General features: G+C 59.0%; 16 protein-coding genes. 10 read left to right on the forward strand and 6 right to left on the reverse strand.

What is annotated here, in order from left to right:
• Window positions 1-954 precede the first annotated feature (954 nt).
• Entirely contained in the window at window positions 955-1215 is a 261-nt protein-coding gene (locus ABIA45_RS17390; RefSeq protein WP_018642512.1) for a DUF1488 domain-containing protein, read from the reverse strand.
• Window positions 1216-1794: 579 nt separating this feature from the next.
• On the opposite strand from ABIA45_RS17390, the gene ABIA45_RS17395 reads away from it, so the two are divergent.
• The 3 genes from ABIA45_RS17395 (at window position 1795) to ABIA45_RS17405 (ending at window position 4086) form a co-directional block, all read left to right on the forward strand.
• Entirely contained in the window at window positions 1795-2190 is a 396-nt protein-coding gene (locus ABIA45_RS17395; protein WP_404652953.1) for a response regulator, read from the forward strand.
• A gap of 75 nt (window positions 2191-2265) precedes the next feature.
• Entirely contained in the window at window positions 2266-3150 is an 885-nt protein-coding gene (locus ABIA45_RS17400) for a transglutaminase family protein (protein ID WP_028170266.1), read from the forward strand.
• Window positions 3151-3276: 126 nt separating this feature from the next.
• Window positions 3277-4086 carry a transglutaminase family protein gene (locus ABIA45_RS17405; protein ID WP_404652954.1) on the forward strand — a complete coding sequence of 270 codons (810 nt, stop codon included), beginning with the start codon at window positions 3277-3279 and terminating at the stop codon, window positions 4084-4086.
• A 221-nt stretch (window positions 4087-4307) separates the two neighbouring features.
• Here the strand turns inward: ABIA45_RS17405 and ABIA45_RS17410 are convergent, their stop codons facing one another.
• The gene (locus ABIA45_RS17410; RefSeq protein WP_018642507.1) at window positions 4308-4985 is read right to left on the reverse strand and encodes a Crp/Fnr family transcriptional regulator; all 678 of its coding nucleotides are present in this window, start codon (window positions 4983-4985) and stop codon (window positions 4308-4310) included.
• A gap of 485 nt (window positions 4986-5470) precedes the next feature.
• Between ABIA45_RS17410 and ABIA45_RS17415 the strand changes: the two genes are divergently transcribed.
• From ABIA45_RS17415 to ABIA45_RS17430, 4 genes are all read left to right on the forward strand, one after another.
• A complete protein-coding gene (locus tag ABIA45_RS17415) occupies window positions 5471-5842 on the forward strand; it encodes a hypothetical protein (RefSeq protein WP_014493191.1) in 372 nt (123 codons plus the stop codon).
• A gap of 568 nt (window positions 5843-6410) precedes the next feature.
• Entirely contained in the window at window positions 6411-6764 is a 354-nt protein-coding gene (locus tag ABIA45_RS17420) for a hypothetical protein (RefSeq protein ID WP_404652956.1), read from the forward strand.
• 473 nt (window positions 6765-7237) lie between these two features.
• Window positions 7238-8032 carry an alpha/beta fold hydrolase gene (locus ABIA45_RS17425; protein ID WP_404652957.1) on the forward strand — a complete coding sequence of 265 codons (795 nt, stop codon included), beginning with the start codon at window positions 7238-7240 and terminating at the stop codon, window positions 8030-8032.
• Window positions 8029-9150 (forward strand): ATP-binding protein, encoded by a 1122-nt coding sequence (locus ABIA45_RS17430; RefSeq protein ID WP_404652958.1) that lies wholly within the window; start codon window positions 8029-8031, stop codon window positions 9148-9150. Before ABIA45_RS17425 ends, ABIA45_RS17430 begins: the two co-directional genes overlap by 4 nt.
• A 163-nt stretch (window positions 9151-9313) precedes the next feature.
• Here the strand turns inward: ABIA45_RS17430 and ABIA45_RS17435 are convergent, their stop codons facing one another.
• Complete coding sequence (locus tag ABIA45_RS17435; RefSeq protein ID WP_145642261.1) at window positions 9314-10486, reverse strand: AI-2E family transporter; 1173 nt, start codon at window positions 10484-10486, stop codon at window positions 9314-9316.
• A gap of 178 nt (window positions 10487-10664) precedes the next feature.
• Window positions 10665-11702, reverse strand: coding sequence for an alpha/beta fold hydrolase (locus tag ABIA45_RS17440; RefSeq protein ID WP_145642264.1), 1038 nt, complete (start codon window positions 11700-11702; stop codon window positions 10665-10667).
• A 247-nt stretch (window positions 11703-11949) separates the two neighbouring features.
• On the opposite strand from ABIA45_RS17440, the gene ABIA45_RS17445 reads away from it, so the two are divergent.
• Both ABIA45_RS17445 and ABIA45_RS17450 read left to right on the forward strand, forming a co-directional pair.
• Window positions 11950-12117, forward strand: a complete 168-nt coding sequence (locus tag ABIA45_RS17445) for a hypothetical protein (protein ID WP_167520780.1) — start codon at window positions 11950-11952, stop codon at window positions 12115-12117.
• A 363-nt stretch (window positions 12118-12480) separates the two neighbouring features.
• A complete protein-coding gene (locus ABIA45_RS17450) occupies window positions 12481-12705 on the forward strand; it encodes a hypothetical protein (RefSeq protein ID WP_018642499.1) in 225 nt (74 codons plus the stop codon).
• A gap of 81 nt (window positions 12706-12786) precedes the next feature.
• On the opposite strand, the gene ABIA45_RS17455 is transcribed toward ABIA45_RS17450, so the two are convergent.
• The gene (locus tag ABIA45_RS17455) at window positions 12787-13992 is read right to left on the reverse strand and encodes an acyl-CoA desaturase (protein WP_404652960.1); all 1206 of its coding nucleotides are present in this window, start codon (window positions 13990-13992) and stop codon (window positions 12787-12789) included.
• 33 nt (window positions 13993-14025) lie between these two features.
• The gene (locus ABIA45_RS17460) at window positions 14026-14277 is read right to left on the reverse strand and encodes a DUF6894 family protein (RefSeq protein ID WP_036003776.1); all 252 of its coding nucleotides are present in this window, start codon (window positions 14275-14277) and stop codon (window positions 14026-14028) included.
• A gap of 212 nt (window positions 14278-14489) precedes the next feature.
• On the opposite strand from ABIA45_RS17460, the gene ABIA45_RS17465 reads away from it, so the two are divergent.
• Window positions 14490-15230: a Crp/Fnr family transcriptional regulator gene (locus ABIA45_RS17465; RefSeq protein ID WP_018642496.1), complete on the forward strand. Its 741-nt coding sequence runs from the start codon at window positions 14490-14492 to the stop codon at window positions 15228-15230.
• Window positions 15231-15636 lie beyond the last annotated feature (406 nt).

Below are 15636 nucleotides of genomic sequence, written 5' to 3' on the forward strand. Positions count from 1 at the left end.
CGGGTGTCGATAGGGAGGCCGCGCGCAGGCTTGGAATGAGCGTAGAGAAGTTGGAAGCCAACGACGGCCTTCACCATCCGGATGAAGAGGCGGCAGGCGTTCGCCTTATCTGCTCCTCGACGCCCTTGGCATAAGCCTTGGGAGCGACAGGCATGGCTGCCGTGCCTGAATTCATTGCGCAGGAAAAACATAGAAACTATAAGTACTTGGAAGAATGGTCGGAGTGGCAGGATTCGAACCTGCGACCCCTGCGTCCCGAACGTAAGTAGCAAACGAAAAGATTAACAAAAACAATGAAGTTTGCTCGCGATTGATCACCTTTATCGCCGTTTGTTCACGGGGTTTCGGTGGTCAATCGGTGGTCGAAGAACGGTTGCCTCAGCGCCGTTCGGCGCACGGATGTCGTCTTCGACCAAGGCTACAGCGCGACGAATGATGGCAACCCGACTAGACCGAGATCCGCGCCCACTTCGCGAAGCGCTAGGGTGCTTCCTCAACGAGGTAGTCACAGGCCGCCTTGCGGACAGACTCTTGATCGGCGCTTGAGCTTCAGACGCCCAGGGGCGGACTGGACATGCATCCCTTGAATATCAACAAAAACAACGGCTTATCGCACTATTCGATTTGCTCTTGTACCACCGAAATGTGCTGCCGTCGATCGGTCGAGGGGCTTATCCGACCTGCTGAAGCGGGGCGGACACCCATGTACCAGCAGCAAATGCGTTAGCAGTCACTCCTTGACCTTTAGGACCGAAGTCCATCGGTCCAGATGCGGCCGGCGTCGAGTGCAAATCACCGATCGAGGGCGTTTGCAACTCTCTGGGGCAGACCATTGCCGGGCTAGAAAAGGCTACGCTCCTGCATTGAAACAGAATGAGACTCCATCTGCCTATAGGCACAGGCAGAGGGATTCATTTGGCTCGGGTGCGAAACCCTTAAATGGCGCCGATCGGGTCAAAAATTGCCGGCGACCAGATCGTAAGAGCCCCTGGTACCGCGAACGTACACCTTGGCTGCGGCGGCGCATATCAAGTCCCGATTGGAATCGAACGCGTGGAGAAGGCTCGACTCATCGTAACCGGTATCGGGTTGAATTCGCTTCAGCGCTTCTTCTTCGATGAAAAACGATGCCTCAATGGCGCTATCGTGTCCCCAGAACCGTACGGCACGCCGCGTGCGGTCGTATGAACGGCTATGGTTTGGAAACTCGATCATGTGGCCGGAGCCGATCCGTTGTGGAAAGGGGACTTCCTTGCCTTGCCAGCTCGACGCGATTTGCCTTTTGGACGGCCGATCTGCGACCGCCCTTGCGAGCGACGGTGCCAAACCTGGCGCTGGAAGAGCGTTGAGGCGCCGCAAACTCTTAGATGGCTACGTGGAAAGCGAACTACAATCCCGTTCGCCCTGTCACAGCAAATAGTTTCTGCCTGACCTCGCTATTCCGCGGACGGGCACCATATCTTGAATATCACCGCGTGCTTCCCGGCTGTTATCGGTGACTGAGAGCATCGTGCTCCCGCCGCGACCAAGAGGCGGTCAATATGTCAAACATCTCCAAATTCGGACTGCGCGAGTGGCTGGTGCCGCCGGTCCTGCTGCCGATCTTCTTCGCGTTTGTGATCGCTGGTGCGGTGCTCATTCAATGGTAGCCGCCCGCGGGCCGCAGCGGCGCAACTCTCTGAAATCATGAAATTACATCTCAACGGATAGGGATGCGGCAGCGAGACGGGAACCATAGAGGGGCGTGCCCATCATCGGTGCGCACCCACAGCAGCCGTATGCCGGGGAGTCTCAATGACGCTCGGTCCATCACGCATTCCAGTCTTCGTTCTCGTCGTAGAAGACGAGATGGTGCTCCGCAGGCGCGCAGTTGGCATGGTGGAAGACGCCGGCTACACGCCGTTGGAAGCGCTGGATACCGACGAAGCCCTCGCAATCCTGAGCTCCAGATCCGACATCGCGCTCGTTTGCGCCGACATCCAGCTGCCGGGCAGCATGGACGGCATAGGCCTTGCGCACACCGTGCGTAGTCGGTGGCCGGCGATCGACGTCATCCTGATGTCCGAGCAATTGAACCCGCCGAGCATCGATCTTCCCCCTTGCAGCGAGTTCTATGGTAAGCCGCTCCAGGCTTGGCAGATCAAAGCTGGGATTCGTAGGATGATTGGCCACGCCCGAGGCGCGTTATAGGGCCCCAACATCGTCCGACTCTCCACGTCAAGCGGCCATCGAGCAAGCTCTCACCTCTCGTCGATCGGCGGTACCATGGCGATCTTCCTCGTCCGGCATATCACGACATATCGGTACCGGCGTGCGGTCCGGCTCGGCCGACATCAATTGATGGCGCGCCCGCGCGATAGTTTCGACCAGCGACTGATTGATTTCTCGCTCGATGTGACGCCCGAGCCCTCGGAAGTGAGGTGGCTGCACGATGTCTTCGGGAATTGTGTTGCGCAGGTCGAGTTTGGCTGTGACAGCGACAATTTGCGATTCGAGTGCGTCATCAAGGTCGATCACACGCCGGAGAATGCGCCCGACTTCAGAATTGAGGACCACGCGAAGGACCATCCGTTTGCATATCAGGCGGAGGAGGCGCCCGACCTGGCACCCTATGTTCAGAGGTGGTTCTCAGACCCCGAAGACCATCTCGGCCGGTGGCTGGACACGTTTCTCGTGCGCGGGACCAGACGTCCTACCGGACAGGTCCTGATGACCCTCAATGAAGCAATCTCGGATGGCTTCGCCTACGACCGCCGCACGGCGCCAGGAACGCAAAGTCCTTCTACGACACTCGAACGCAGGAAGGGCACCTGCCGGGATTTTGCCGTCTTGATGATTGAAGCTGCACGAAGCCTCGGCTTCGCCGCACGATTTATCACCGGCTATATCTACGTACCGGATCGCGATGGTCCTGTCTGGCTGGGCGGGGGAGCCACCCATGCCTGGTGCCAGATCTACGTCCCCGGCTCCGGCTGGGTCGAGTTCGATCCGACCAATGGAATCGTCGGAAACCGCGATCTGATCCGCGTGGCGGTGGCCAGAGTCCCAAGCCAGGCCATTCCCCTGTTCGGCACTTATTGGGGAGCTCGTGAGGACGAGCTTGGGATGGATGTGGACGTGAACGTCAAAACAGCGGCGGCTCTGTCGTAATGTCGCTCAATGAAGAGGCAGGAACACGCCCCCCGCCAGCGCGTTGGAACTTCCGAACGCCACGCTCGATAGGCACGATCGAGATCGAAGCAGCCGCGGCAATTTGTCGACTTTGGAGGACGCCGAGTGAAGATCCGGGTCGGCTATGAGATGATCTACGACTTTCCGCAGCACACACCCATGATCATGGTCCTGGGCGTTCATTTCTCTCGGGCATCGGACGTCGTCCTGCCCGATTATCTGACCACCACGCCCTCCGTTGCGATCGTCCCCTATCGTGACGGCTTCGGTAATTGGTGCAGCCGCATCGTTGCTCCAGCCGGTCGAATGCGCCTGGCGGCTGACGGGATCGTTCGCGACACCGGCTTGCCGGACGTCGTTGTGCCCTCGGCTACCCAACACGCGGTCGAGGACTTGCCGGCAGAGACGATCGTATATCTGCTCGGCAGCCGCTATTGCGAAACCGATCATCTGTCCGATGTCGCGTGGAAACTTTTCGGGAAGGTCTCGCCCGGATGGGCCCGTGTTCAGGCGATCTGTGATTTCGTTCACAATCACATTCAATTCGGCTACGAACACGCGCGCGCAACCAAGACGGCCCGGGACGTCTTCAACGAAGGCAAGGGCGTTTGCCGAGACTTCGCGCATCTGGCCATCACGTTCTGTCGCTGCATGAACATTCCCGCCAGATACTGCACCGGCTATCTCGGCGACATCGGCATGCCTCCCCCCTACGCCCCAGGAGACTTCGCGGGATGGTTCGAAGCCTACATCGGCGGACGTTGGTACACATTCGATCCACGCAACAACGTCCCCCGGATTGGACGTGTGCTGATCGCTCAAGGACGTGACGCGGCCGACGTGCCGATTACCCAGACGTTTGGCCCTAACACCTTGGTCAGCTTCAAGGTGTGGACCGACGAGATCCATTCGTGAGCACAGGATGAAGTGAGGCTGAGCCCTGAATCGCTCCAGAGAAATGATCCCGGACTTGCGACTCGACTTGACCGTACGAAAGCGAGTTGAGCTTCTGCCGGAACGAATGTCGGTGGCGCAACTTGGTAAGGACGACCGGATGCAAACGCCCCCCACAGCATCCGAGGAAATGACGGCCTCATTGCGCCCCCACGCTCTGGGGCCGTCGCTTGGGAGTCTCTCTAGTCGCGTTCTCTGAGCACGGGCTTCTCGTGCAACACCGCACTCAACAACGAGTTGTGGACCTCGATGTGGCCATTATAGCTGATGAGCCCCAACCTTCGAAATTTGTTCATGAAATAGCTGACCCGCGATCGCGTGGTCCCGATCATCTCAGCCAGTGTCTCCTGATTGATGCTCGCACTGATCGGCTGCGGACTGCCTTCCTTGCCGAAATTCGCGAGCAGCAACAGCAGGCGAGCCAGCCTCCGTTCGCTGGAATTGAATAGCTGGTCGATCAGGTCCTCCTCGATCCGGCTGTTTCGGGTCAACAGATACGAAATGAACAGCTGGGAGAATTTCGGCTCTTCACGGATAGCCGACATCATCGCTTCTTTGGTTATCGACGTGATGACGCAATCTTCCATCGCCGTTGTCGTCGCGATCCGCAGAGGATGACCATTCATGCATCCCTCGCCGAAGAACTGACCGGGCTCGAGAATGGCGACGACTGCCTCCTTGCCCTGCTCCGAAACGACCGTCAGCTTGACCTTGCCGCTTTGAATGTAGAACACCGAGTCAGCAGCGTCGCCCTGCTGAAACACATGCTGGTTCTTGCGAAACGTCAGAATGGCTTTGCCGGCGCCCACCTTGCCGAGAAAATGTTGGGGATCGAACGTGTCCTTGGACGGCTTCGCCACGCGTGGACTCCTTTGAATCGACCAAACTTGTTCGCTTCGATCGGCTGCCAGGGAACGGCTTTCTTGACCAAGCGACGAACGGTTGCTCCTTGCCGGCCAGACCTTGCGGCAGCGGCCCTATTGGGCAGAATTTACTCCCTGATTGTTCGCAATTCTAGGGAAGAGCCACTTTCCAAAGGGCGCGGCTCATTGCGCGCCCATCAGCAGGCATTCTCGGGCGAAGCGACGGTCGCCCTGCGCGTGGCACGACTTTACGATGGAGCATGGAAGTATGCCGACCCGGCGGCACGACGCGCTGGTCAATATAGCTCACCATGGAGTTAGGCAGCGCCCGAACTCCTTGCGGGTCCTGCTTTGCACCCCCTCGCTATTCGACGCTTCCATACCCATATCCTGTGTGTCTGATCGGACCATCGGGCCAATTGAGTGCAACGCCCCGCGACAGGCTGCCGGCCTGAATAGGTCGCCGACAACAGGAGGATTCCATGCCACTTGCGCGCTTTCGAATCGATGAAGGACCGCACACGATGGACGGGCTCCGACTCATTGCACGGGATGGCAACAAGCAGGTCGAGGCATTCATGAGCCGGAAGGTGATGGACGTCTGGGCAGAATCCGTCGAGCATCTTGGAGGACGTCAAAGTCTTTTCCGAGATCAATACAATGCACTTGGCAGACTGAACCTCCCCGCACTCCAACGGATTGTGCGCGCGAAATACGAGCGAGGTGCCGCGTTCAACCGCCAACATCCCTTCGTGGAGGTCCTGTTCTCTGACATTTCCGAAAGTGGCGAGACCTTGGATCTAAGTGAACTGGTTCGAGAAGCATTGCCCCCGGCATTTCATAGGCTGACCTAATATCCTGAAGGCAGGCAGCGACCGAAGCGCATGCTTCCGGCTCGCCGGATTCAGCACATTTACTTGCGAGTGAGCAAAATTGACCAGCAAAGCGCCAAGCCAGGTTTCAATATGACTTCCGTAGCTCTCGGTGAAGGAAAGTCAGCGCGCCGCCTGGCCATGGTCGATGTCATGTCGTCACTTCTGCGCAAGCGAACAGACAAACAAATCGGCTACAGCGTCTCGCAGCTCGTTCAACTGCGCCATCAGATGCTCCGGTTTGCTCGGTCGCTCCCCCCAGGACCTGACCGAAATCAGCGGCGGCAAATCGCGTCTTCCTTGCGAAGCCTTGCCAGACGCAAGCGGTGAACCGGCTGTCCCTGATGACGAAGTCAAGCATTGCAGGACAAGATAAAGTTAGGGGCCGCCGGCTCGTTGCCAGCCGTGCCAGGCGCGGTTCGACAAGCGGGCGATGCGCCTTACATCGGATGAGGAACGTACGGAGCGCAAGCGTCGACGGACAAGAGGCCCGAATCTCGCCCCGGGGGGCTCGACCGCTTCGACCGGCCGAGGAAAAGGAGTGGTTCAGATGATGGTGCCAGTGAAAACCGAGGAGTTACCTGCGGGCGTGTTCGTGCTGGAGATCGATGGCCAGCCGATCTTAGCGCTCATGGCTGCCACGCTTTTCCAGGCCAGAGAACTCGGCCAGGAGCAATGGCTCCTAGAGGACTTGAAGCGAATGACGCTCGGACACAGACCGCTTTGGGATGGGACGTCTCCGATTAGGGTGCGTCGCGCCGATCCAGCAGAAGAAGTGTATTACGTCCACGCGAAGACGGAGAGAGCTGCGGACGACTCGCCTTTGGTCTATCTGGTTCGGCGCGACGATGAAGCGGATGCAAGTGGAGCCGTCACTCGTGGCACATTTCCGCCCAGGAGATGATTTCGAGATGGCGTGGGGTCTCGTCGGTCAAGCGACATTGGGCGCGCCATGACAATGGCTGAGACGTCATCAGTGTGAACAGCAGTCAACTACAGCATCCCAGATGCACCGCCTCGAGATCGAAGATGTGACTTTCGGACGCGGAGTGGATCGACAGTTCGCAGGACGCGCCTCGCGCGTCGCCAGTCGCGGGCTCTGATCTCGCCAGATCATTCCATTGAAGCGCGGCCAGCTTCCCGCTGGAACTGTCCCGGCGTTGGGGACGTTCGAGATTGCATCAGATGGCTCGAGCGATATCCGGCAGCTGGTCATCTACACGGGTAGGAAATCATGATGCTCCTGATGGTTCTGATCTGGGCGACGCAGAACCGAGACGCTGCCCTGGAGCCAAAGCTCGGCGAGTGCTCCCGGCCAGGGCCGCATTGCGCTTAGCAAAGATAGAAAGCTGCACGATGATGCGTAAGGGAGGCTTTATGGCAAATGTAACCGAACGGAATAACGTTCACGTTCGTGGCGCGGGCGACCGGGCGATGGTCTTCGCCCACGGCTTCGGGTGCGATCAGAACATGTGGCGGTTCGTGGCTCCGGCGTTCGAAAGGGACTTCAGGACGGTTCTATTCGACCACGTCGGCGCCGGCGGATCCGATCTGTCGGCCTATGACTGGGCCAAGTATTCAACCTTGTCCGGTTACGCCGACGACGTGGTCGAAATCGGCGCCGACCTAGGTTTGAAGGATTGCGTCTTCGTCGGACATTCCGTCAGCAGCATGATTGGCGTGCTGGCGGCGCGACAAGCACCAGGCATGTTCGGCAAGCTCGTGCTCATCGGCCCTTCAGCCCGCTACATCGACGACGAAGGATATGTTGGCGGGTTCAGTGCCGAGCAGATCGATGAATTGCTCGCGCTTCTCGAATCCAACCATATGGGTTGGTCAACACAGATGGCGCCGATGATCATGGGCAATCCCGACCGGCCCGAACTCGGTCAGGAGCTCACGAACAGCTTCTGCCGCACGGACCCCGATATTGCCAAAGCGTTCGCCCGTGTGACTTTCACCTCCGACAATCGCAAGGATCTCGCGGAAGTTTCCGTTCCAGTCCTCGTCCTCCAATGCGAGGAGGACATCATCGCCTCCCAGGAGGTCGGCGCGTTTGTTGCCCGCAATATTCCCGACGGTCGGATGATCGTCCTGAATGCGACCGGCCATTGCCCGAACCTCAGCGCGCCCGACCAGGTCATCGCGGCGATGCGAGCTTTCGTCTCGTGAGCACCTCCGGTCCAGACTTCGAGGACATGGTCAACAACGCACCGTGCGGGTACGTCACCCTGCACGCGAACGGCCGTATCGCGCACGTCAACCTGACCTTGCTGGCGTGGAGCGGGCACGCGGCAGACCAGATAGCCGGCAAGCGGTTCAGCGATCTCCTGACCATGCCGGGCCGCATCTACTACGAAACCCATATCGCGCCGCTGCTGCGGATGCAGGGCTTCTTCAACGAATTCGCGATCGACCTTGTGACCGCTGCCGGTGAGCCGCTCCACATGATCGCCAACGCGAATGAGCGCCGCGATGCGGATGGAAAGCTGCTGCTCATCCGTCTCGCGTTGATCAAGGCGACCGATCGGCGGCGCTACGAACAGGAGCTCCTGGCAGGCCGAGAATCGGCCATTGCGGCCGAAAAGGCGACGCAAGAGGTGCTGCTGCTCGAGCACGAAACGTCCGAACTGCGTGAACAGTTCATCGCCGTTCTCGGTCACGATCTCCGCAATCCTCTCGCCTCCATCAGCGCCGGCGCGAGGCTCCTCGGCCGAACCGTGCAGAGTGAGAAGGAGCACCACATCGTCGCCATGATGCAGACCACAGTCATGCGCATGGCCGCAATGATCGACAACGTCCTCGACTTTGCACGCGGTCGTCTGGGCGGTGGCATCACCCTGGACTATGATGCGAGAGGACCGCTGGAGCCCGTCCTTGCCCAGGTGATCGACGAACTGAGGCTTGCTTCGCCCGGTCGGGTCATCGAATCCGAGTTTGCAATCGATGGGCCGGTCAACTGCGATCGCACCCGCATCGGCCAGCTCCTTTCAAACCTGCTCGGCAACGCTGTGACACATGGTGCGGCCGACAAGCCCATCACCGTTCGCGCCGAGACGCAGAATGGATCGTTCGAGCTCTGGGTCGCCAATGCGGGTGAGGCTATTCCGCAAGCCGTGATGGACAAGCTGTTCGAGCCGTTCTTCCGGGGCAAGGCTCGTGCGAGCAAGCAAGGGCTTGGATTGGGACTCTACATCGCCTCTCAGATTGCGAAAGCCCATGGAGGTGCTTTGACCGTCGCATCCACGCCCGCCGAGACCCGCTTCAGTTTCTCGATGCCGCTGGCGTGACTGCACACTGCAATGGCCTCCTTCCAGCGGCCCGGTCGTCAATCTTCTCGGGGAGCACACCGGACTAGCGCGATGCGATTAGGATGAATCGTCATCGCGCTGCAGGTTATTGTTTGAGCATGATCTTCTCGGAAAACCGCTACGCACTTTTCCGGATCATGCTCTAGCCTTCGAGGATGTGCCCCAAAGCCTTGAGCGGGCGTACGCGATCGCTGACGATCTTGAGGATGGCCAACATCGGAACGGCCAGGATCGCGCCAGGCACGCCCCACATCCAGAACCAGAACACCAGCGACAGGATGACCAGCACCGGGTTCAGGGTGAAGCGTCGGGCAAGCAGCAGGGGCGTCAGGGTTTCGCCTTCGACGAGATGGATGCCGAAGTAGAGGGCTGGCGGCAGCAGGGCCCACCACAAGCTGTCGAAGCTCAACATTCCGGCCAGGAGGAACATGACGGTCCCCAGCAGCGGTCCCAGAATTGGAACGTAGTTGAGCAGGAAGGCCGCGGCTCCCCACAGCAAGGGGTCTCCAAGTCCGCAGAAATACATCGCAACGGCCGTTGCGATTCCCACTGCGGCATTCATGGCCGTGATAGTAAGAAGATAGGCGGATATGTCCGCTTCGACCTGCTGGGAGATGTCCACCGCCTGCCTCTTGTCGCGAAAATTCGGGAGGACCTCGACGATGCGTCGTAGAAAGATGTCTCCTGCCACCAGGAGAAAATAGAGCACCAGCACGGTCGTAAACAGGCCGTCGATGACGGCGCGCGTTCCCGCGAAGAGCGCGCCGGTAAGGCCAAGATCCCTGCGGACCGAAACGATTGCACCTTTCCTGTCGGGAGCGTCGGCGACGTGCTCGGCCTGCTGGATGACTTTCTGGAGCGCTTCGATCGGCCGCTTCAGGACGACCAGGTGAGTTTCGAGGCGAGGTAGACCCTCCGGCAATTTCTCCGCCCAGGTCGCGGCAGGTAGCGACAAGGCTGCCACAAAGCCCACGAGCGCTCCCACCACCACCAGGATCGCCAAGAGCGCTCCGATGGCACGGGGGAGACCTATACGGTCGAGCAGATGCACAGCGGGTTGGAGAATGAGCTGCAGCACGAAGGCGAGCACCACGGGCAATATGATCGAGCTTGCCGCATGAACAGCTGCCAGCACCGCCAGGGTTAGCAGACTACCGAGAAAGAACGTCTGCGGACTGGACGGCAGCGGCATTTCGATATCGTCGGCCGCCTGCGGTGGCGAGACAGCCGGTTGCGGCACGCTGACATTCTGCCCTGGGGACGAGGGGGGCTCATGCGGCAACTTTGACAGCGAGACCACGACGCTTTTCTCCATCCCGATACGGGGGCTTGCCCCCGACGGCTGAGTCAGCTTCGCACGGCCGTAAGGGCGCGATGCGGCTGCAGGAGCCTCTAGCCAGACAAGCAGTCGGTGCGGCTGGCGGTTCGGCCCGCGGCGGGCCTCTTCGCCAACTGAAGAATAAGGTGCAACACCTGTCCCCGCCGGAGCGTTCCTAGGCGCTCGCGAACCGGTGCGGCGCATTCCCGCCAATATCGGTCGCGGCAGCGGCTTCATCGATGGCCGCCATCAACTGAGTCGTGGCAGACTGTTGGATCATGTGCCCTGCCCCAGCGACGCGGTGCAGCTTGCTGTGAGTGATCTCGCCGTGAAGTCTGACCGATTGCTTGTTGATATCGATGAGGCGATCCTCATCGCCGGCGATGATGATGGTGGGCATCTTGAGTTGGTCGTAGCTCTTCGACGACTCAAATGCAGCGGGGATCATCAACGTTGCCTCCGCCGCGCTGGCACGCATCTGTGACGGTCGCAACGCCAACTCCTTGGGGAAACCGACGAACTTGTCAGGGACTGGCCGCGGACCGAACATCTTTCGCAACATGGAAGGCCACAAGAGGCGGCTGACGATCGGCGAGATCGTGTGACTGATCGCATCGCCCATCCCGGGCATCGAAGACATCGAAGATGCCGCCGCATCAGCACGGACGGTTGGAAAATAGTAGCCTGATGCGAGCACCAAAGCTTCGACAAATGACGGATGTCTTGTTGCCAGCGCAAGAGCGACCGCCGCACCCCACGAATGTCCAAGCACGATCGCCCGCTGAACGCTCAGCCGATCAAGCGCCTTTCTGAACAGATCGGCCTGGGCTTCCGGGGTCCATATCACGTTCCGCGGCCGCGAGCTGTGTCCGAATCCGGGGCGGTCGAATACGATCACCCGAAACCGGTTGGCCGCCAGGTCGATCAAGCCGCTGGATTCAAAATCCTGGATCATGCTGCCGTTGCCGTGCAGGAGCACAAGCGGACGGCCGTTGCCGCGTTCCACGTAGTGCAGTCGGACGCCATCGATCTCCAAGAACTGCCCGCGAGGCGGGTTATCGCGTTCCGCTTTCTTGGCGACTCGCCCATTTACGATCGCCATGGCCCCGAGGAGGGAAGCTGCCCCTGCAAAGGCCGCAAGCGCAGGATGTCGCCGCAAGGGAGTGGTGTAGTCAGATTGGAGCGAGGGCGAGCGTGTTCGCGGGAGTTCCATGTGCAGTACCTCTGGTGGTCTGCACGATGCCTCAGGGAGATTGAGAAATGTTGCAGGCTATCGTCAACCGTCGGTGCCGAGTCTTCGTTCCAAACGTACCTTGGAGCGCTTCGTTGTCGCTGTCGCCGGTCCAGGTCACTCCCAATTAATCGGCCCTGCGCGCTGGGGGCAAGAAATGATCGCGTGGAACATGTGGACGTTGGTCTTGTTCAACCTTGTTACTCTTGCCAAGAAAGCGACTGGATAAATGGCAAACAACAACAGAAGCCCGGATGAGAAGCAGCCCGGCGAAAATCCGGAAGGTAAGTATCACTACAATCCGGGAAATATGGCGGGCAAAAAGCCCGGTGACGCGGAGCAGACTGACGAAAATCGAACGCTCCCGTCTCCGCGCAAAGAGAAGCCCGCCGAATAGGTCCGACAACGCCCGCGACTTTGCCTCTTCGAAGAGCCGCGGAAAGAACCTGAGGACCAACTGAGACACCCTTCCGAGAATCGACTCATCGCAAGACGCGCGTCCCACGATGAGCCATCCCGGGTGGATGGCGCGAGCTGAGGGGTCAGTTATCGCGCCACAGACCAATACGACAACCTCAGGACGGGAGAGTCGTTCCTGTCAGAGCCTGGCGGCGGCAAAGCTTGTGCCCTCTGTCTGCTGTCTGCACTCTGAGACGCAACTCGGCTGCCAGCCCCTGATGCCGGCATAAGTGTTCTTTTGCGGCATGCCGTCGGTGTCAGGGAGCCGCTTGCCACGCTTCTGCGATTCATGGGAGTTCCGATGAAAAAACCAGTTCACTCAGTTGACGAGCCCGAGCCGAAAACGCCACGTGCCGACAGACCGCCAGCGGACGGATTTGTGGTCATTGTCGACGGGCACTTCAAGTCGAGGTTTGACACAGCGGAAGCTGCGGAATCCTCGGGCCGCACACTTAAATCGACTTACCCGAAGCTCAAGATCGAAATTTACGACGCCGTGACAAAGGTGCGAACCTTCTTGGGCTGAGAAGTCAACGCTCCGGCGGTCCTCATCAGGAGCGAAACGGCCTCTGTGAGGAAAGAGCTCGCGTGCCGGATTTTTGCCAGTTCACATTGGTCTTACATGCGGTGGCCCGCGCACAATCCTACGTTTTCGTTCAAGATCCGGATTTTTGGCGGCCACGAGAGGCGGAACGGCCAAGTAGGAAGCGACCGATGCGAACAGGAGTTCGTGAGCGCGATCGACGATATCATCCAAGAAAGTCGTCTTCGCGAACATCACGCGGGCCTCCGCCAGCAATTGGCCGCGAGTCGGCATGTGGGGCAGATGCATGTCCACGCGAGGGTGCCCCTTCAAGACAACGTCCCTCGGGAACAAGTCAGTCTGATGGACCGATGATCTGATCGCCAGTGCGATGCCCTCGGGATTGAAACGACGAACAAGTTGCTCGGCCGTCCGCCTGATGACACGAGATCCCAAGCGTTGCTCGTTGCGGAGAACCTGCTCCGGCGGCGTCTTCAAGTTCCAGACGATGCCGAGCCAGGATAAGGCCACCAGAATATAATAAGTTACGTCGATCTCCCACCAGCGAAAGCCTTGCTTGGCGCTGCTTTGGTAGGCGTGATGATTGTTGTGCCACCCCTCGCCCATCGTAAACAGAGCCAGAAGCCAGTTGTTGCGGGAGTTATCACCCGTAACATATCTCTTTTGGCCGTGAACATGTGCAAGGGAGTTGATGCAGAACGTTGCATGATACAGGAGCACTGTGCTCCAGAAGAATCCGACCACGAGTCCTGACCATCCCGCAATGAGGAAGCAAAGACCTGCCGTCACGATCGCAGGCAAAAGCTCGAATTTGTGCAGCCACATCAACTCAGGATACGACGCAAAGTCCGAAATCTTCGTCAAATCGGTCGCATCGTGCTGCCGATCGAAAATCCAGCTGACGTGGCTGTAAACGAAGCCCTTTTGGCTTGGCGAATGCACGTCTTTCTCCGTATCGGAGTAAAGATGGTGATGTCGATGTTTCGCAGCCCACCAAAGTACGCTTTTTTGGGAACTGCTTTGGGCGAGGAACGCAAGAGCGAACTGGAACGTTCGGCTCGTTGAGTAGGCTCGATGCGAGAAGTACCGGTGATACCCAGCAGTGATCGCGAACATGCGTAACCAATATAAGACGATGCACATCGCAACCGCTGGCCACGAGACGCCCGACCATGTCGCCAGGAGGCAACCGGCGTGGATCAGCAGAAACGGAAGGACCTGCGGGTATATGATGTCGTGTTCCTGATCCGCATGAATATGGGTAGACACTCTGACGACCTCAGCGGTTTGGCATGGGGCCCGTCAAGCAGACACATCATCCGCCGCGGACAGGGCCAACGTAAAATAAGTGCGGCCCGTCTCGGGCGAGGGATAGCCATTGACGAGAAGCTTCCAGGATTTGATTTCCCATATGTCGCCCGGCTTCGACTCTCGAAGGACTTCACCCGCCAGCTTTACGGCCTCTTCCTTTGCAGCATTTAGGTCGGCAAGCTCGGTGCCGTGGTGATCGAGACCAGCCTTGCCGTCCATAATGTGAAAATGATAGCGCGGCATGGGACGCTCCTTCATTTTGGCGGGGAGCGCGTGGCATCTCTCAGTCTCCGGATCGCCTGATGGTCACGGGAGATAGGCGACAATACTCGCCATCCCACTCCGTTCCTAGAAGAACCGCTGCTCACGGAACCCGGCTTAAATCGTCAAAAAGGAACAGACTCAGGGACAGCAACGATGCTAATTTGTGGAACTGAATTCGAAGGCTCTTTCAAGTGTCTGCGGCCAATGTAAGGAATACTCACCCGCTGATCCGCAAGCTGGAAACTGTCTTCCCGCTTTCTGACGAAGAGCGGAAGGCGATACTGGCGCTCCCGATCGATCAGAGGGTGATCGAGGCCCATCAGGACATCGTACGCGAGGGGGATCGCCCGAGCCGATCTTTCGTCATTGCCGATGGCGTGGCTTGCGCCTTCAAAATGACAGGCGAGGGCAAGCGCCAGATCCTCGCATTCCACATCACGGGCGACATGCCGGACCTTCAGAGCCTGCACCTGCAGACGCTGGACATCAGCATCGGAACGATCACGGCTTGCAAGGTCGGCTTCATTCAGCACGAGGATCTGCAGCGCCTGTGCGAACGCCAAGCCCGCGTCGCGGCGGCCCTCTGGCGTGAAACACTTATCTATGCGGCGATGTTCCGCGAATGGATCACCAATATCGGACGACGGCAGGCGCTAGGCCGGGCAGCGCATTTTATGTGCGAATATATCGTCCGTGCGCGAGCCATGGGCCTTGTGGAAGATTACTCATGCGAACTGCCGATCACGCAGGAAGAGCTTTCCGATGCCATGGGCCTTTCGATTGTTCACGTCAACCGCGTGCTCCAGGAGCTGCGCAAGCTGGGTTTGATCAACCTCGAAAGCCGGCACTTGACGGTGCTTGATTGGACCCGGCTCCAGGAAGTCGGAGACTTCGACGCGGGATACCTCCACCTGCCGAAGACGGCCACGTAGCGTTACGCCCCTTCGTCAAACGGCGGCGCGGACGGATGAACAGAGGGCCGCCCATGAACCTCTTCGACCATCTGCCATCCCAGAGACAGCTCTAGGGCAGGTTGGAATTCTGCACTCATTGAAGAATGCGGCAGCCGGAGAGTCATCGTTCGTCTCATCTGCGCCACCGATTAGCTGACAGCCGGACGCCCGAGGGAACAAAGGGGTGAGGAGGCGGCTTGAGTTGGGCGGCAGAACCAGGAGACTGGGAGCCGCGAAGAAAAGCCGTTCGGTGTAACGCCCGAGCGGCTTTTGTTTGATGGCGCATCTCTTGTGAAGTCGCTTGGCTGCCGCAATCGAGAAAGCCGATCCCAACCACGACCTGGGAACACTTCGCCCCCAGCCGGTTTAGTTCCGAGCAGCATTT

Source organism: Bradyrhizobium sp. USDA 336 (assembly GCF_044908355.1).
Lineage (GTDB): Bacteria > Pseudomonadota > Alphaproteobacteria > Rhizobiales > Xanthobacteraceae > Bradyrhizobium > Bradyrhizobium yuanmingense.

Bases quoted from the DNA above. Each gene is read 5' to 3' on its own strand.
- ABIA45_RS17460 (WP_036003776.1), bottom strand. From the start codon at position 14,277: ATGCCGCGCTATCATTTTCACATTATGGACGGCAAGGCTGGTCTCGAT.
- ABIA45_RS17400 (WP_028170266.1), top strand. From the start codon at position 2,266: ATGGCGATCTTCCTCGTCCGGCATATCACGACATATCGGTACCGGCGT.
- ABIA45_RS17420 (WP_404652956.1), top strand. From the start codon at position 6,411: ATGATGGTGCCAGTGAAAACCGAGGAGTTACCTGCGGGCGTGTTCGTG.
- ABIA45_RS17445 (WP_167520780.1), top strand. From the start codon at position 11,950: ATGGCAAACAACAACAGAAGCCCGGATGAGAAGCAGCCCGGCGAAAAT.
- ABIA45_RS17425 (WP_404652957.1), top strand. From the start codon at position 7,238: ATGGCAAATGTAACCGAACGGAATAACGTTCACGTTCGTGGCGCGGGC.
- ABIA45_RS17435 (WP_145642261.1), bottom strand. From the start codon at position 10,486: ATGGAGAAAAGCGTCGTGGTCTCGCTGTCAAAGTTGCCGCATGAGCCC.
- ABIA45_RS17440 (WP_145642264.1), bottom strand. From the start codon at position 11,702: ATGGAACTCCCGCGAACACGCTCGCCCTCGCTCCAATCTGACTACACC.
- ABIA45_RS17450 (WP_018642499.1), top strand. From the start codon at position 12,481: ATGAAAAAACCAGTTCACTCAGTTGACGAGCCCGAGCCGAAAACGCCA.
- ABIA45_RS17390 (WP_018642512.1), bottom strand. From the start codon at position 1,215: ATGATCGAGTTTCCAAACCATAGCCGTTCATACGACCGCACGCGGCGT.
- ABIA45_RS17415 (WP_014493191.1), top strand. From the start codon at position 5,471: ATGCCACTTGCGCGCTTTCGAATCGATGAAGGACCGCACACGATGGAC.
- ABIA45_RS17395 (WP_404652953.1), top strand. From the start codon at position 1,795: ATGACGCTCGGTCCATCACGCATTCCAGTCTTCGTTCTCGTCGTAGAA.